The sequence below is a fragment of the Pseudomonas sp. TH07 genome (assembly GCF_016651285.1).
Lineage (GTDB): Bacteria > Pseudomonadota > Gammaproteobacteria > Pseudomonadales > Pseudomonadaceae > Aquipseudomonas.
The window spans coordinates 4,866,393-4,880,783 of sequence record NZ_JAEKED010000001.1; the positions used below are offsets into that span (position 1 = coordinate 4,866,393).

At 66.6% G+C, this 14,391-nt stretch carries 11 protein-coding genes; all 11 read right to left on the bottom strand.

The genetic code is table 11. The annotated features are described in order from the left end of the window. Positions 1–158: 158 nt before the first annotated feature. The 11 genes from JFU57_RS22285 to treZ all read right to left on the bottom strand — a co-directional run bounded on the left by JFU57_RS22285 (position 159) and on the right by treZ (position 14,388). Positions 159–959, bottom strand: a complete 801-nt coding sequence (locus JFU57_RS22285) for an endonuclease/exonuclease/phosphatase family protein (protein WP_078472124.1) — start codon at positions 957–959, stop codon at positions 159–161. Positions 960–1,048: 89 nt separating this feature from the next. After that, positions 1,049–1,807: a PIG-L deacetylase family protein gene (locus tag JFU57_RS22290; protein ID WP_201130798.1), complete on the bottom strand. Its 759-nt coding sequence runs from the start codon at positions 1,805–1,807 to the stop codon at positions 1,049–1,051. Positions 1,808–2,092: 285 nt separating this feature from the next. Continuing rightward, the gene (locus JFU57_RS22295) at positions 2,093–2,752 is read right to left on the bottom strand and encodes a glycosyltransferase (protein ID WP_078472126.1); all 660 of its coding nucleotides are present in this window, start codon (positions 2,750–2,752) and stop codon (positions 2,093–2,095) included. Further along, positions 2,749–3,348 carry an SAM-dependent methyltransferase gene (locus JFU57_RS22300; protein WP_201130799.1) on the bottom strand — a complete coding sequence of 200 codons (600 nt, stop codon included), beginning with the start codon at positions 3,346–3,348 and terminating at the stop codon, positions 2,749–2,751. The genes JFU57_RS22295 and JFU57_RS22300 overlap by 4 nt, the downstream gene beginning before the upstream one ends. Beyond that, positions 3,345–4,103, bottom strand: a complete 759-nt coding sequence (locus tag JFU57_RS22305) for a PIG-L deacetylase family protein (RefSeq protein ID WP_078472128.1) — start codon at positions 4,101–4,103, stop codon at positions 3,345–3,347. The genes JFU57_RS22300 and JFU57_RS22305 overlap by 4 nt, the downstream gene beginning before the upstream one ends. Continuing rightward, a complete protein-coding gene (locus JFU57_RS22310; RefSeq protein ID WP_078472129.1) occupies positions 4,100–5,098 on the bottom strand; it encodes an acyl-CoA dehydrogenase in 999 nt (332 codons plus the stop codon). Before JFU57_RS22310 ends, JFU57_RS22305 begins: the two co-directional genes overlap by 4 nt. A gap of 1 nt (position 5,099) precedes the next feature. Continuing rightward, entirely contained in the window at positions 5,100–7,262 is a 2,163-nt protein-coding gene (gene glgX / locus JFU57_RS22315) for a glycogen debranching protein GlgX (RefSeq protein ID WP_078472130.1), read from the bottom strand. A 144-nt stretch (positions 7,263–7,406) separates the two neighbouring features. Continuing rightward, positions 7,407–7,709, bottom strand: a complete 303-nt coding sequence (locus JFU57_RS22320) for a DUF2934 domain-containing protein (RefSeq protein ID WP_201130800.1) — start codon at positions 7,707–7,709, stop codon at positions 7,407–7,409. A 21-nt stretch (positions 7,710–7,730) separates the two neighbouring features. After that, positions 7,731–10,517, bottom strand: a complete 2,787-nt coding sequence (locus JFU57_RS22325) for a malto-oligosyltrehalose synthase (protein ID WP_201130801.1) — start codon at positions 10,515–10,517, stop codon at positions 7,731–7,733. Continuing rightward, a complete protein-coding gene (gene malQ / locus JFU57_RS22330; RefSeq protein ID WP_201130802.1) occupies positions 10,514–12,595 on the bottom strand; it encodes a 4-alpha-glucanotransferase in 2,082 nt (693 codons plus the stop codon). The genes JFU57_RS22325 and malQ overlap by 4 nt, the downstream gene beginning before the upstream one ends. Then, positions 12,592–14,388 (bottom strand): malto-oligosyltrehalose trehalohydrolase, encoded by a 1,797-nt coding sequence (treZ, locus tag JFU57_RS22335; RefSeq protein WP_201130803.1) that lies wholly within the window; start codon positions 14,386–14,388, stop codon positions 12,592–12,594. The genes malQ and treZ overlap by 4 nt, the downstream gene beginning before the upstream one ends. Positions 14,389–14,391 lie beyond the last annotated feature (3 nt).

Below are 14,391 nucleotides of genomic sequence, written 5' to 3' on the forward strand. Positions count from 1 at the left end.
GCCTCGCGCAGCTGTAGCCGCTGCCGCAGGCTGCGCCGGCCGTCATGGATATGGAGATAGTCCAGAACTGCTTCGGCATCCATCAGGGCCAGCGCAGCCTCGCGGAGCTCGGCAGCGGCTACAGGGTCGCAGCGGCTATACGCTGGCCGTCATGGCGTTCAGAGGTGGATTTCGACGGACAGGGGCAGGTGGTCCGAGAGGTGAGTCCAGGGTCGGTTGCCGAGGATTTTCGGTTCATGGCTGCTGGCGTTGCGCAGGTAGACCCGGTCCAGGCGCAGCAGGGGAAAGCGCGCCGGGTAGGTCTTGGCCGGGCGGCCGTTGTGGCGTTCGAAGGCTTCGTGCAGGTCGGCGCGTTTGGCCAGGGTGGCGTTGCCGTGCAACTGCCAGTCGTTGAAGTCGCCGGCGATGATCACCGGCGCATCTTCCGGCAGGGATTCGAGCAATTGGCAGAGCAGGGCCAGTTGCAGTTGCCTGTGGCTCTCCAGCAGGCTCAGGTGCACGCAGATGGCATGCACCTCGGCGTGCCCCGGCACCTCCAGCACACAGTGCAGCAGGCCACGGCGCTCGGGGCCGGTGATCGACACATCGAGGTTGCGAAACTGCCGGATCGGGTACTTGGACAGCAACGCATTGCCGTGGTGGCCATCGGGGTAGACCGCATTGCGTCCGTAGGCGAAGTCGCTCCACATGCTGTCGGCAAGAAACTCGTACTGCGATTGCTGCGGCCAGTTTTCATGGCGCGACGCGTGCCGGTCATGTTCGCCCAGCACTTCTTGCAGAAACACCAGGTCGGCACCGGTGCTGCGTACCGCCTCGCGCAGTTCCGGCAGGATGAAGCGGCGGTTGAAGGCGGTGAAGCCTTTGTGGGTGTTGACCGTCAGGATCCGCAACCGGTGGATCGCAGGGGCCTGGTCCTGGGGGGCGGACTCAACGGGGCGCCCGGGGGGATGACTGCTCACGCTCACTCCTTTTGATCAGTGCCAGTTACTTATGCGACTGATAGCGCGCCCGTCAGTTCAGGTTTTTCATGGGTTGCCTGGCCCCGTGGCTACATCAGGATGATCTCGTAGGGCTGGCGCAGGCGCTCCAGCAGCACCGCCGACAGTGCCGGAGCCAGGCCGATCTTCGGGTCGCCCTGCAACTGGCTGGCATAGGCGTGGGCGGCATGCCGCTTGCGGGCCACGGTCCAGGTGTCCAGGCGCAGCTTGCGCGCGCGCGGCCAGGGGATCTGGTACTCATCGCGCAGGGCCCGGTGCCAGACCCCGACCGGCAATTCAAAGTGACGTGCCCCGACCTGGGCTGCGGCCTTGGCGGTGGCACGGCCGACGGCTTCGTGATCGGGCGGGCCGTCTTCGCACCAGGTGCTGAACACCACGTCGTCGTGGCGCAGGTAGCGGCTGATGAACTGGCTGAGCTGATGCTCGCGGGCGGCGAGGGCGTTATCGGTAAAGCCGCCGCGGATCCACTTCAGGCTGTGCAGGGGCAGGCCCAGGCGCCTCAGGGCCTCGGCGCTTTCCTGGGGGCGGAACACGCTCAGGCGGCGCTCCGACCACAGTTCCGAGCCCGGGTGGCTGGCGCTGCCATCGGTGACGGAAATCAACTGCAAGGGGTGCCCGTGGTGCGCCAGCACTTGCAGCAGGCCGCCGCTGGCGATGACTTCATCCCCCGGGTGCGGGGCGACGACCACGGCCCGGGCGCCGGCGGGCACCAGGCTGGCGAGATGAATCGGCGGCACGTCGACCAGTTGCCGCGTACCGTTCCAGATCTGGTTCGGCCAGTGGTTTTCTATAACGGGTATGGATTTCATCGGTGTCACATCCCTGTTCCTGGCAGTCTGCGGCAGCACATCTGGCGCTGGCCGGCAGCCTTGGGTTCGCACGCACGCCAATGTGTCGACGACAGTTTGGCGTGAAGTACCGGCGCTCCAGACCTTGGATTGCCGTATTTGCGCGGGGGCAATCATACACAGCCCGCTCGCGCCTACGCAGCGCCGTGGCGGTTTTTTTCTCCGGCACGGCATGCGGTTTTCACCATAGTCGGTAAATCCGCGGTGTGCAGGCCGGCCTGACGGGCGACCGCCACCGGCCTGGGGTCAGGCCGGCGCCACCAGGCTTTTCAGGTAATCGCCGAAACCGCCACGGGCGCGGCTGTCGAGGCGGGCGCTGGTGATGACCTGCGGCCGATGGCTCCAGGCGATGCTGGCACCGCAGCGTTCCAGCTGGCGCACCAGTTGCACGTCTTCATCGCAGGCCAGGGGTTCGAAGCCCCCGGCGCGGCGGTAGGCCTCGGCACTGATGCCCAGGTTGGCGCCGTGGATATGCCGATGATCGTCACGGGCCTGATAGGCCTGGTGATAACGGATCTGCGCCTGGGAGTCGAAGCCCTGGCTCCAGACGTCGACAGTCACGGTGCCGCACACCGCGTCGGTACCCAGGGCCAGTTGCGCCACCAGCCAGTCGGGGGCGACCCGGCTGTCGGCGTCGGTGCAGGAAATCCAGCGCGCACCCTGTTCCAGCAGGCGATGGGCACCCGCCGCCCGGGCCTGGCCGACGTTGCGGGCACTGAGCGCCAGGCTCTGCACCGGGTGCTCGCCGACGATCTGCGCCGAGTTGTCGCTGCAACTGTCGAGGACCACCAGGATCTGCACCGTTTCGCCGCCCAGGCTGGGGTGGCTGCCGGCATGCAGTGCGGCTTGCAGGCAGTGCTCCAGGTACTGCTCTTCGTTGTGGGCCGGAATCAGGATGCCGATCATCGCAGGCCCTCCAGGGTGGCCACCGAATCCGCCTCGCGGCTCCAGAGGTCGAGCATGAAGTCGGCCTCCTGATGCTCCAGCAGGCGCGGCAGTTGCAGCTGGCGGTGCAACTGGTCGTGAACCTGGCCGGCATCCAGTGGGCAGCCGGCGATGGGCGGGCGCCAGTGGCAGGCCAGCAACTGGCCGTCCGGGGTCAGGGAGCGCAGGGCCTGACGGATCAAGTGCGAGAGGTCGGCGGCGTCCAGGTAGTAGCCGATTTCGCTGAGCACGATCAGGTCGAAGCGCTGGTCCGGCCAGTCCCTGGGCAATCGCCCCTGGAACACCTGGGCATGGGCAAAGGGCTGCAGGCGCTGTTCGGCCAGGCTCACCGCCGCCGCCGCAGTGTCGCAGCACAACAGACGCTCGCAGCGGGTCGCCAGTTCGGCGCTGAGTTCGCCATTGGCGCAGCCCGGCTCGAAGACACTGCGGTAGCGTCGGCGCGGCAGACAGGCCAGGGTCAGGGCCCGCTTGCGCTGTTCATACCAGCGTTCGCGAAACGACCAGGGATCGGCGCTCTGGGCGAACAGCTCATCGAAGTAGCGGTTGCCGACGCTCATACGAACACCACTTCAAAGGGTTGCAGCAGGCGCTCGATGATATGGGGCGCCAGGACCGGTGGCAGGCCGATCTGCGGGTCGCCTTCCAACTGGCTGGCAAAGGCATGGATCGCGTGGCGCTTGCGGGCCACCAGCGAGGGCTCGAGCTGCAGTTTGCGCGCACGCTGCCAGGGTATCTGCGGGTCTTCGGGACCGGCCCAGTGCCAGGTCCACACCGGCAGTTCATGGAACGCCGCGCCCACCGCCCGCGCCGCTGCCGCACTGGCACGGCCCACCGCTTCATGGTCGCAGTGGCCGTCTTCGCGCCAGGTGCTGAACAGCACGTCGGTGGGCCGCAGGTAGCGCTGGATAAACGCCGTCAGGCGCGGCTCATCGGCGGCCACCTGGCTGTCGCTGAAACCGCCTCGCAGCCATTGCAGGCGGTGCAGGGGCAGGTCCAGGCGGCGCAGGGCCTCGGCCGATTCCTGAGGGCGTACCGCGCTCAGCCGCTCCACCGGCCAGCGCGCCGAACCGGGGTGGCTGGCGCTGCCGTCGGTGACCGAAATCAGCAGCAGCGGTCGACCACTGTTGGCCAAGAGTTGCAGCAGGCCGCCGCAACCGAGGATTTCATCATCCGGGTGCGGCGCGATGATCACTGCACGGTGCCCCGGGGGCACCAGTTCGTCGCAGCTGATCGATGCCAGTTGCGCCAGGTGCGTGGAGTTCTGCCACTGCTGCAACGGCGTGCCGTGGCCGACGATAGGGTTGGGTTTCATAGTTGCCATGTTCCTTCTGGCTGGTTGGCGACCTGTTCGCCCAAGGCGGCCAGGTCACGCTCGGCATGACTTTGGCGCAGGTACACCGGCAGGTCGGCCAGCAATTGGGCGAAGCGCCGGTCCTGGCAGTAGGGGCCGGCGCCCAGGGCCCGGCCGACGTGCTGCAGCACGCACTCGACGCTAGCCTCGGTCACTGCCCGGGCGCGACGTGCCAGCAGCGCGGCATCGGCTTTTGGCCCGTGGTCGATGGCCTGGGCGCTTTCCCGCAGGACGCTGGCGCTGGCCTGCAAGGCGCTGTCGACGGCGCCGAGATGGGCCAGGGCATGGGGTTCCTGGCGCGTGGCGCAGTGCTCAAGCAGGCGTTGGGCGATGGCGCGCGCCGCGCCATGCCAGCAGGCGGCGATACCGATGCCGCCCTGCCAGAAGCCGGGGCGCCGCAGGTAGTCGCCGGGGCCGCCGACCTGTTGCGCCTCGGCCTGGTCCAGGTTGACCACCAGGCTGGCGCTGCTGGCCATGCCCACCGCGTGCCAGCCCTCGGCGTCCAGGGTGACCCCGGGTTGTTGGAGCTCGACACACATCAACTGCTGTTGGCCATCCGCGTCCCAGGCGGTCAGCAGACCATGGCTGAGGACCGCCGCCCCGGAGCACCAGGCCTTGCTGCCCTGGAGCCGCCAGCCGTCGCCATGGCGCCGCACCTCGACCCGCGCCTGGGGCGGCTCGGCGGCCCAAGTGCCGAGGGTGGCGCCCGGCGGCGGGCTGGCGCCGAGTTCGGCGAAGATGGCCAGGGCATCGGTATGGCCTTCGTACAATTTGCACAGCCCCAGGTCGTGGCCACCGACCGCCGCCAACTGGCGCCAACGTCGCAGGGTGGCGCCCTGGCCGGGCAGGGGCAGGCGGTCCAGACCGAGTTCGACCATCCGCCGCAACTGGCGGCCATGGTCCTCGGCGCTGGGGGCGCCTATAGGCAAGCCTTGCAGGTAACGCTCCAGGTCCATATCAGTCGTCATCCTCGCGTTGCAGTTCGAAAAACAGCAGCGAGCGGCCGGTCACCGAATACTCGTGGCCGAACTGGAAGCGTTCCTGGCCGCGTACCGCCGGCTGGTTGGTGTCGATCATGCACGTCCAAAACTCGCCCTGGGGCACTTCCGGCAGCCTGAAGTTGACGATGTCGTGGTGCGAATTGACCACCAGTAGCACCGTGGCATCGGCCCCCGGACGCAGGATCCCGGTTTCCTGGGCGCGACCGTCGAGCAGCATGCCCAGACAGCGGCCATTGGCGTCCTGCCATTGCTCGGTGCTCATTTCATTGCCGTCCGGCGCCAGCCAGGTCACGTCCTTGACCCCGATGTCTTCGTTGTATTCGCCCACCAGGAATCGCCCGCGGCGCAGGATCGGGTAGGCCATGCGCAGCTTGATCAGGCGCTTGACGAACTTGAGCAGCGACTTGCCGTCATCATCCAGCTCCCAGTTGATCCAGCCGATTTCGCTGTCCTGGCAGTAGGCATTGTTGTTGCCGTGCTGGGTGCGGGCGAACTCGTCGCCGGCCACCAGCATCGGCGTGCCCTGGGCCAGCAGCAGGGTGGCGAAGAAGTTGCGCATCTGGCGCAGGCGCAGGGCATTGATTTCCGGGTCGTCACTGGGGCCTTCGACGCCGTGGTTCCAGGACAGGTTGTTGTTGCTGCCGTCCTGGTTGTTTTCGTCGTTGGCCTCGTTGTGCTTGTCGTTGTAGGACACCAGGTCATGCAGGGTGAAACCGTCGTGAGCGGTGATGAAGTTGACCGAGGCGTACGGCCGGCGCCCGCGCTGGTTGAACATTTCGCCGGAGGCGGTCATGCGCCCGGCAAAGTCTGCCAGTTGGCCGTCGTCGCCTTTCCAGAAGGCGCGCACGGTGTCGCGGAACTTGTCATTCCATTCGACCCAGCCCGGTGGGAAGCCGCCGACCTGATAGCCGCCAGGCCCGCAGTCCCAGGGCTCGGCGATCATTTTCACCTGGCGCAGCACTGGGTCCTGGCGGCAGGCGACGAGGAAGCTGTGGCGTTCGTCGAAGCCATCGTGGTAGCGGCCGAGGATGGTTGCCAGGTCGAAGCGGAAGCCATCGACGTGCATTTCCGTGGCCCAGTAGCGCAGCGAGTCGGTGACCATCTGCAATACGCAGGGGTGGCTCAGGTCCAGGGTGTTGCCGGTCCCGGAATCGTTGATGTAGAAGCGCTTGTCGTCGGGCATCAGGCGATAGTAGGAGGCGTTGTCGATGCCGCGCATGGACAGGGTCGGGCCTTGTTCGTTGCCCTCGGCGGTGTGGTTGTAGACCACGTCCAGGATCACTTCCAGGTTGGCCTCGTGCAGGTGCGCGACCATCTCCTTGAACTCGGCGATCTTGCCGCTGGCCAGGTAGCGCGGGTCGGGGGCGAAGAAGGCGATGCTGTTGTAGCCCCAGTAGTTGGTCATGCCCTTGTGCAGCAGGTGCTGGTCATTGACGAAGGCGTGGATCGGCAGCAACTCCACCGACGACACCCCGAGCTTGCGGATGTGCTCCAGGACGTCATCCACCATCAACCCGGCGAAGGTGCCACGCACATTCTCGGGGACGGCAGGGTGGCGCATGGTGAAGCCGCGCACGTGGGTCTCGTAGATGATGGTCTTGTCCCAGGGCACGCTGACCCGCTGGTCGTTGCCCCAGGTGTGAGCCGGGTCGATGACCTTGCTCTTGGGCACGAAGGGCGCGCTGTCCCGTTCATCGAAGCTGAGGTCGGCGTCAGGGTGGCCGATGGTGTAGCCGAACAGCGCTTCGGACCACTTCAACTCGCCCACCAGTTGCTTGGCGTAGGGGTCGATCAGCAGCTTGTTGTGGTTGAAGCGGTGGCCGTTGGCCGGGTCGTAGGGGCCGTAGACCCGGTAGCCGTAGATCAGCCCCGGATGGGCGTCGGGCAGGTAGCCGTGGTAGATCTCGTCGGTGTATTCCGGCAGCTCGATGCGTTCGAGTTCGACTTCACCGGTGGCATCGAACAAGCACAGTTCAACCTTGGTGGCGTTCGCGGAAAACAGCGCGAAGTTGACACCCAGGCCATCCCAGGTCGCACCCAGCGGAAAGGGCAAGCCTTCGCGAATGCGCGAGGCTTCGGGTTCTGGCTGGGGCGCGGCGGATTTTTTTGGCGTGCTCATAGGTGCTCCTGCAAAGGGGTTACAAAACGGGCTGAGGGTTTTTTCCGGGCAAGCGATTCCCCTGTGGCGCTCAGGCACGCCACGCGTTCAAGGCATTAAAAAAAGGCCGGGCCCGGACTCGGATCCGGGCGCCGGAACCGGACGTCAGCTGGCCGGTGGTTTGCGGGGGGCGCGGGGCTTCTTCGGTGCCTCGGCTTTTTCTCCGGGCGGGACCACCACTGTGCTGGCAGCTGCCGGCTTGGCCTTGGGTTTGGCGGCAGGCTTTTGTGCGGGCTTGGCCGCCGGCTTGGCTTTGCTGGCCTTGGGTGGCTTGCTCGGGGCCAGGGCCTCGGCTTCGGCCAGCTTGCGTGCCATCTCCCAGTGACGGGCTTCCTGGCCCTCGGGCTGGCCTTCGGATTCCCAGATTTGATAGGCAAACTCGCGAATGCGTTTATCGTCGGTGCTCATCGCAATGCTCCTGAAACTGACTCAAGTTTGGATGAAGAGGTTGACCGGGAAATCCCGCAGTGCGGAACTGATTAGCAGGTCCTTGTGGTGTGTGACTGCACCCGTTGAAAAAAGTCCCTTCAGGTTTTGTTGTGGAGCGGCGAACGGTAGATGCACCTTCGTATCGCCCCAATCCAGCGCGTGGATTCTGGGTGTTGCGCTGCTATCCAGCAGCGTGGCGGCCAGCCTTGGCACCAGGATCACCGCCCATTGCTCGTGCAGTTCCCGGGCAAAGGCCAGCACCTGGTCGGCATGCTCGCCGCTGACCTGCAGCGGCTGGTAATGACCCCGGCGAAACAGCTCCGGGTACTGCGCACGACGTTGCAGGACCTGGGCGATCAATGCCTGTTTGATCTGCCCGTTGCGCCATTCCTGCAGCAGGTGTTCCGGTTCGGCGGCGGCCTGCAGCGCCTGTTGCCGGGCACTGAAATCCACGGGCCGGCGGTTATCCGGATCCACCAGGCTGAAGTCCCAGAACTCATCACCCTGATACAGATCGGGCACTCCCGGTACGCTCATGCGCAGCAAGGATTGAGCCAGGCTGTTGAGGGCACCGGCCGGGGCGATATCATGGGCCGCGTGGCAGATCGCCGTGCGCAGCGCCAGGCCTTCGGGCGCCAGCAGCAGCGCCCGCAGAAACTCGCCCATGGCCTGTTCGTAACCGTCGTTGGCGGCGGCCCAGCTGCTTTGCAGCTTGGCTTCGCGCAGGGCTTTTTCCTGCCATTGCCACAGGCGCTCGGCGTAGCGTTCGAGCCCGGCCTGATCGTCTGCGCGCAACTCCAGCGGCCAACTGCCGAGCAGGGCCTGGTACAGAATCAACTCGTCGCCGGCCGAGGGCGCCACCGGGTTGCGGCGCAGGGCCTGGGCCAGGCCGCGCCACTGCTCGACCTGTTCGACGTACCACGGCGCGCGCTCGCTGAGCACCGCCAGGCGGGCGCGGCTGTCTTCACCGCGTTTGTGGTCGTGGGTGGCGGTGGCCAGGAGGTTGTCGGGGAAGTCCCGCAGGCGCTCTGCGCATTGGCGATGGAAGTCGGCCGGGGGGGCGCTGAACTGTTCGGTGCTGAACCCCACGTCATTGCGCGACAGCAGCACCGCCGAGCGATAGAACGCGGTGTCTTCCACGGCCTTGGCCGCTGCCGGCGAGGTCAATTGCTGGAAGCGCACGCAGGCATGCTTGAGCAGTTTGCGCGAGCGCCCGGGCGGCAGCTGGCGCCAACCCTGGCCACCGAGCCAGCGTTCCAGGTAGTCGAGTACCGGCCAGTCGGCTTCGCCCAGGGAGCTTTTGGCGCCGTCCAGGGCCTGCTGGAAAAAAACCTGGTCCTGCGTCGAGCGCCCGCAGGCACTGATATAGGTGCGGTACACCGGGAAGTGCACGATCAGCTCCTGCAACGCCCGGCGAATTGCGCCCAGGGTCAGGTCGCGGCTCATCACATCCTGCCGCGCCACTTGCAGCAGGGCCTGGGCCACGCTTTCAAAGTCACCGGCCAGTGAGCCGTTGAGGATCTGCTGGCGCGCCAGCCGTGCCTCGTCGATAAAGGCTGCCGGGCGCTCGCTGTGCCGGCTCCAGAGCTCGGCCAGTGGCGCCTGGCCCCGAGGGTCGTGTTGCAGCAGCGAGACCTGGTTCATGAACTCGTAACCGGTGCTGCCGTCGACCTTCCAGTCGCGGTGCAGGGTTTCGCCTTCGCCAAGGATCTTCTCCACGTAGATCGGCAAGTGCCGGCCCGGGCTCAGGGCATCGACCCGGCGCCGCAGCTTGCGGCAGTAGCCGCGCGGGTCGGCCAGGCCATCGATATGGTCGATGCGCAGGCCGTCCACCAGGCCCTGGCTGATCAGCTCGAAGATCTTGGCGTGGGTGGCTTCGAACACGGCGGGGCGCTCGACCCGCAAGCCTCCCAATTCGTTGACGTCGAAGAAGCGCCGCCAGTTGATGTCGTCGGCCGCCGTGCGCCAGCTGGCCAGGCGGTAGCTTTGCTGTTCCAGCAGCGCGTGCAGGCCGGCAAAGCCTTCGGTCTGACGGGCGTCGTACAGGGCCAGAGTGCGCTCGACGGTCTGATGGATGGCCGGGTCCGCCAGCAGTTCGCGCAGCGCCTGTTGCAAGGGGCGCGCCTGGGCATGGGCGTCGGGCCGGTAGCGCAGGGTGCTGAATTGATCGGCCAGGGCCTTGAGCGCCTCGGCCTGCTGGGCGCTCAACTGGGCGTCGGGTTTGAGCAGTTCGCCGTAGTCGCTGGGGCAGATCGGGAAGCGATGATCGTAGTGCTGGGCGTGGAACTCACCCTGCTCGGCGTCCAGTTGCAGCACCAGGCTGCCTTCCTGCAGGACCGTGCCGTAGTCATTGCCCAGGAACGGCAGCAGCAGTTGCCCCTCCATCAAGGGGTCTGGGGAGTGCCACTGAATATCGAAGAACTCGCCGTAGGGACTCAGGCGCCCCCATTGCAGCAGGTCCAGCCACCAGGGGTTATCGGCGCCGCCGACGGCCATGTGGTTGGACACGATGTCCAGAATCAGGCCCATGCCGTGTTGCCGCAGGCTGGCCACCAGGCGCTTGAGAGCCGCTTCGCCGCCCAGTTCGGGGTTGACCCGGGTCGGATCGACCACGTCATAGCCGTGCATCGAGCCGGCCCGGGCGCACAGCAGCGGCGAGGCATAGACGTGGCTGATGCCCAGTTCGGCGAAATAGGGCACCAGCGGCACTGCGTCGTCCAGGGTGAAGCCTTTATGAAACTGCAGGCGCAGGCTGGCCCGCAGCAGGGGTTCGAACGCTGGGCTCATTGGTCACGCTCGACAGCCTGTTGCCGGGCGCAGGCCAGCAGTTCCAGGCGCCGCGCGGCATCCGGGTCGTCCAACAGCTCACGGGCCGGACGCGCCAGGCGCCGGCGCCAATTGGGGTGGCTGTCGGTGGTGCCGGGCAGGTTGGGCTGCTCGTCGACACCCAGGGCATCCTCCAGCGGCAACAGCACCAGGGGCGCGCGGGTATGGCCCAGAAAACGTACGCTGGCATCCACCACTTCATCGGCTTCGTGGGCGTGCTCGCGAAAACTCTGCGGGTCCTGGTCCAGGGCCTGACGCAGGCCGTTGCGCTCGTGCTGGCGATGCTCGCGCCAGTGGGTGGCGCCGTTTTCATCCACCAGGCCCAGGCGCAGGTTCCAGTCGATATCGCGGCCATGCCACCAGCCATTGAGGGTGGGCAGGTCATGGGTGCTGGTGGTGGCCAGGGCGTTGTCGGGCCAGTCGAGGATGGGTTTGAAATGGCAGCCGTGGTCCTGCTCGAACAACAGTACCCGCATGCCGAGAATCGAGCGCGCCGCGAGTTTTTCCCGCAGGCCGTCGGCCACCGTGCCCAGGTCTTCGCCGAGGACGATGGCCTGGTGCCGATGGGATTCCAGGGTCAACAGGCGCAGCAGGTTGTCCACCGGGTAATACAGGTACGCACCGTCGCTTGGCGGCGAGCCCAGGGGGATCACCCACAGCCGTTGCAGGCCCATCACATGGTCGATGCGCAAGCCGCCGGCATGGGCGAAGTTGGCCCGGAGCATTTCGATAAAGGCGTGGTAGCCGTTGCGCACCAGGCCTTCGGGGGAGAACGCCGAGATGCCCCAGCCCTGGCCCTGGCGGTTGAGAATGTCGGGGGGCGCGCCCACGGTCAGTTCTGCCAGCAACTCGTCCTGGCGACTCCAGGCCTGGCTGCCGCCACCGTCGGCACCCACCGCCAGGTCGGCGATCAGGCCGATGCCCATGCCGCTGCTGCGGGCCGCACTCTGGGCGCGGGCCAGGCCACGGTCGATGAGCCATTGGCAGAAGGCATAGAAGCCGATTTCCCCGGCGTTTTCTTCGGCAAAGCGTGCCAGTTCAGGGCTGCGCGGGTTGCGCCAGGCCTCGGGCCAGTGGCGCCAATCGAGGCTTTCGCCACGTGCGCTGCGCTCCGCTTGCAGGGCTTCGAAGCGGCAGTGGTTTTCCAGGGCTTCGCCGCTGGCGTGGCGGAAACTGGCAAAGTCTTCGTGCAACGGGTGCTGCCCGCTGCCAAAGCCCCGGTACAGTTCGCGCAGCAGGGTCTGTTTGGTTTGCGCTGCCACGGGCCAGTCGATCAGGGGTTGTTGTTCCAGCTGGTGCAGGGTCTCGCTAAGACCGCAGGCGTCGATCGCGCTCTGCCAGGCGTGCTCGCCGAGAATGCTCGCCGGCGCACAATACAGGCTGTTGAGAAACAGGCGGCTGGAGGGTGAATAGGGGCTGTAGCGGCTGCTGTCGCTGCTGAACATGGCGTGCAGCGGGCTGATGGCCAGGGCATCGGCACCGCGCTCGCCGGCGACCCGCGCCAGCTCTTCCAGGGTCTGGGTATCGCCGAAACCGCCATCTCCGGTGCGGCGCAACGAGTACAGCTGGACACTCAGGCCCCAAGCCCGGGGCGTCGGCTGGTCCACCGCATCGGCCACGCTGTGGCAGTGCTCGGGCGCCACGGCCAGGGTGAAGTGCTGGTCATCGATGCTCACGGCCTGGTAACCCACCGGCACCAGCCCGGGCAACACGGCGTCGGCGTCGAGTTTGAGGTTGAGGATCGAACCGTCTTCGAGGTGAATTTCACAGGGACTGTGGGGCGCAAAATAGTGCGCCAGGTCCAGGCCCTGGCCGGCATCCGCGGTCAACAGCGGCGGCAGGTGCCGGGTCTGTTGCACCGCTTGCAGTTGCAGCAGGCTTTGTTCGATTTCCTCATCGGTGTCGGCGGGGTGGCCGAGGCCTTTGAGGACGGCGCGCAGTACGCGCGGTTCGACCCGCTGCGGACGGCCGTTGGCGTCGATCCAATCGACGGCCAGGCCAGCTCGGCTGGCCAGTATTTCCAGGTGCGCATCGCTCATGGACGCTCTCCATCAAGGGGTGCGGAAGGGGGGACGGCGGTCAGGCTGACCCGCGCGCTGTAGCCGCCGAGGCGGCCGGGGTGCATGCAGGCCGGATCCTGGTCCGGGTATTGGAACAGTGGCCGGGCATCGTCGAGCGGGGGCAGGGCCACGCTGTCGGCGCCGAGGTTGAGATCGATGCGCAGCAGGCTGCCGTCGCCCAAGCGCCAGCGGGCACTGACCGCGCCTTCGGCCAGGACTTCCGCGCCCAGGGCCAGGGCCCCCGGCAGGCGCGGGATGATGTACTGGTGGCGCAGGCCCAGCAGGTGCTGGTACAGGGCGCGGGTTGCCGCTCCCTGTTCCGGGCTGGCCTCGGGCCTTGAAGCGTGGAAGGTGGACGCCGCGTTGGGGTCGGGGATCCGTTCCCGTTGCTGCGGATCGGCGAACACGCTGAAGTCGGCGAATTCATTGCGCCGGCCTTCACGCACGGCGTCGGCCAATTCACCGTGGTGGCTGGTGAAAAACAGGAATGGCTCGGTCGCCGCGTGTTCGTCGCCCATGAACAACAGCGGGATCATCGGCGACAGCAGCAGCAACACCGTGGCCGCCTCCAGGGCCTGGGGCGGCGCCAGGCGGTTCAGGCGTTCGCCAAAGGCGCGGTTGCCGACCTGATCGTGGTTTTGCAGAAACAGCACAAAGGCACTGGGTGGCAGATGGCCGCTGGGCTCGCCGCGAGCGTTGCCGTGGCGGGTGCGGTGGCCCTGGTAGACAAACCCCTGGCTCAGGCAGCGCGCCAGCTTGGCCGTGGGTTGTTCGGCAAAGTCGGCGTAATAGGCGTCGGTTTCACCGGTCAGCAGCACGTGCAGGGCGTTGTGCCCGTCGTCGTTCCACTGCGCGTCGAAACCCTGTTCGAGGAGGCTGGCCTGGTTGAACTCGTTTTCCAGGTTGAGCCACACCTGCCGTCCCGGGGCGACTTCACTGCGCACGCGACGCGCCAGTTCCTGGAGGAAGTCCGGGTTGTCGATGGCGTGCACCGCGTCCAGGCGCAGGCCGTCAAAGCGGTATTCGAGCAGCCACATCAGGGCATTGTCGATAAAGAAGTCGCGCACCTCGCGGCGGCGGAAGTCGATGGCCGCGCCCCAGGGGGTGTGTTGGTCTTCGCGAAAGAAGCGTTTGGCGTAATGGTGCAGGTAGTTGCCGTCGGGGCCGAAGTGGTTGTAGACCACGTCGAGGATCACCGCCAGGCCCAGGCCGTGGGCGCTGTCGATCAAGAACTTGAGGTCCTCGGGCGAACCATAGGAGGCTTGCGGCGCATAGGGCAGGACCCCGTCGTAGCCCCAGTTGCGGCTCCCCGGGAACTGCGCCAGCGGCATCAGTTCGATGGCGGTGATGCCCAGCCGCGCCAACTCAGGCAGCCGTTCTGCCACCGCGCGATACCCACCGAGCACACCCACGTGCAGCTCGTAAATCACCGCCTGGTGCCAGGGCCGGCCCTGCCAGAGCGGGTGTTGCCACTCGTAGGCGCGGGGGTCGACCACCACGCTCGGCGAACCGATATCGCCGGCCTGGAAGCGGGAGGCCGGGTCAGGCACCTCCAGTTCGCCATCGATCTTGAACCGATAGTGGCTGCCGGCCGGGCAGCGGGCCTGCAGCACATGCCAGCCCTCGGCCTGGGGCTGCATGGGCAGGGAACGCCCATCTTGCAATTCAACCTTTACTTCATGTGCATCAGGCGCCCACAAGGCGAAGCGGGTATGTTCCGCATCCAGCATGATCGCGCCGTGGGGCCAGGTTTCCAGAGTCCTTGACGGCATCCA

Excerpts from the sequence above, each read along its gene's own strand:
- JFU57_RS22305 (WP_078472128.1), bottom strand. The coding sequence starts at position 4,103 with ATGAAACCCAACCCTATCGTCGGCCACGGCACGCCGTTGCAGCAGTGG.
- JFU57_RS22320 (WP_201130800.1), bottom strand. The coding sequence starts at position 7,709 with ATGAGCACCGACGATAAACGCATTCGCGAGTTTGCCTATCAAATCTGG.
- JFU57_RS22310 (WP_078472129.1), bottom strand. The coding sequence starts at position 5,098 with ATGGACCTGGAGCGTTACCTGCAAGGCTTGCCTATAGGCGCCCCCAGC.
- JFU57_RS22325 (WP_201130801.1), bottom strand. The coding sequence starts at position 10,517 with ATGAGCCCAGCGTTCGAACCCCTGCTGCGGGCCAGCCTGCGCCTGCAG.
- JFU57_RS22300 (WP_201130799.1), bottom strand. The coding sequence starts at position 3,348 with ATGAGCGTCGGCAACCGCTACTTCGATGAGCTGTTCGCCCAGAGCGCC.
- glgX (WP_078472130.1), bottom strand. The coding sequence starts at position 7,262 with ATGAGCACGCCAAAAAAATCCGCCGCGCCCCAGCCAGAACCCGAAGCC.
- malQ (WP_201130802.1), bottom strand. The coding sequence starts at position 12,595 with ATGAGCGATGCGCACCTGGAAATACTGGCCAGCCGAGCTGGCCTGGCC.
- JFU57_RS22290 (WP_201130798.1), bottom strand. The coding sequence starts at position 1,807 with ATGAAATCCATACCCGTTATAGAAAACCACTGGCCGAACCAGATCTGG.
- JFU57_RS22295 (WP_078472126.1), bottom strand. The coding sequence starts at position 2,752 with ATGATCGGCATCCTGATTCCGGCCCACAACGAAGAGCAGTACCTGGAG.
- treZ (WP_201130803.1), bottom strand. The coding sequence starts at position 14,388 with ATGCCGTCAAGGACTCTGGAAACCTGGCCCCACGGCGCGATCATGCTG.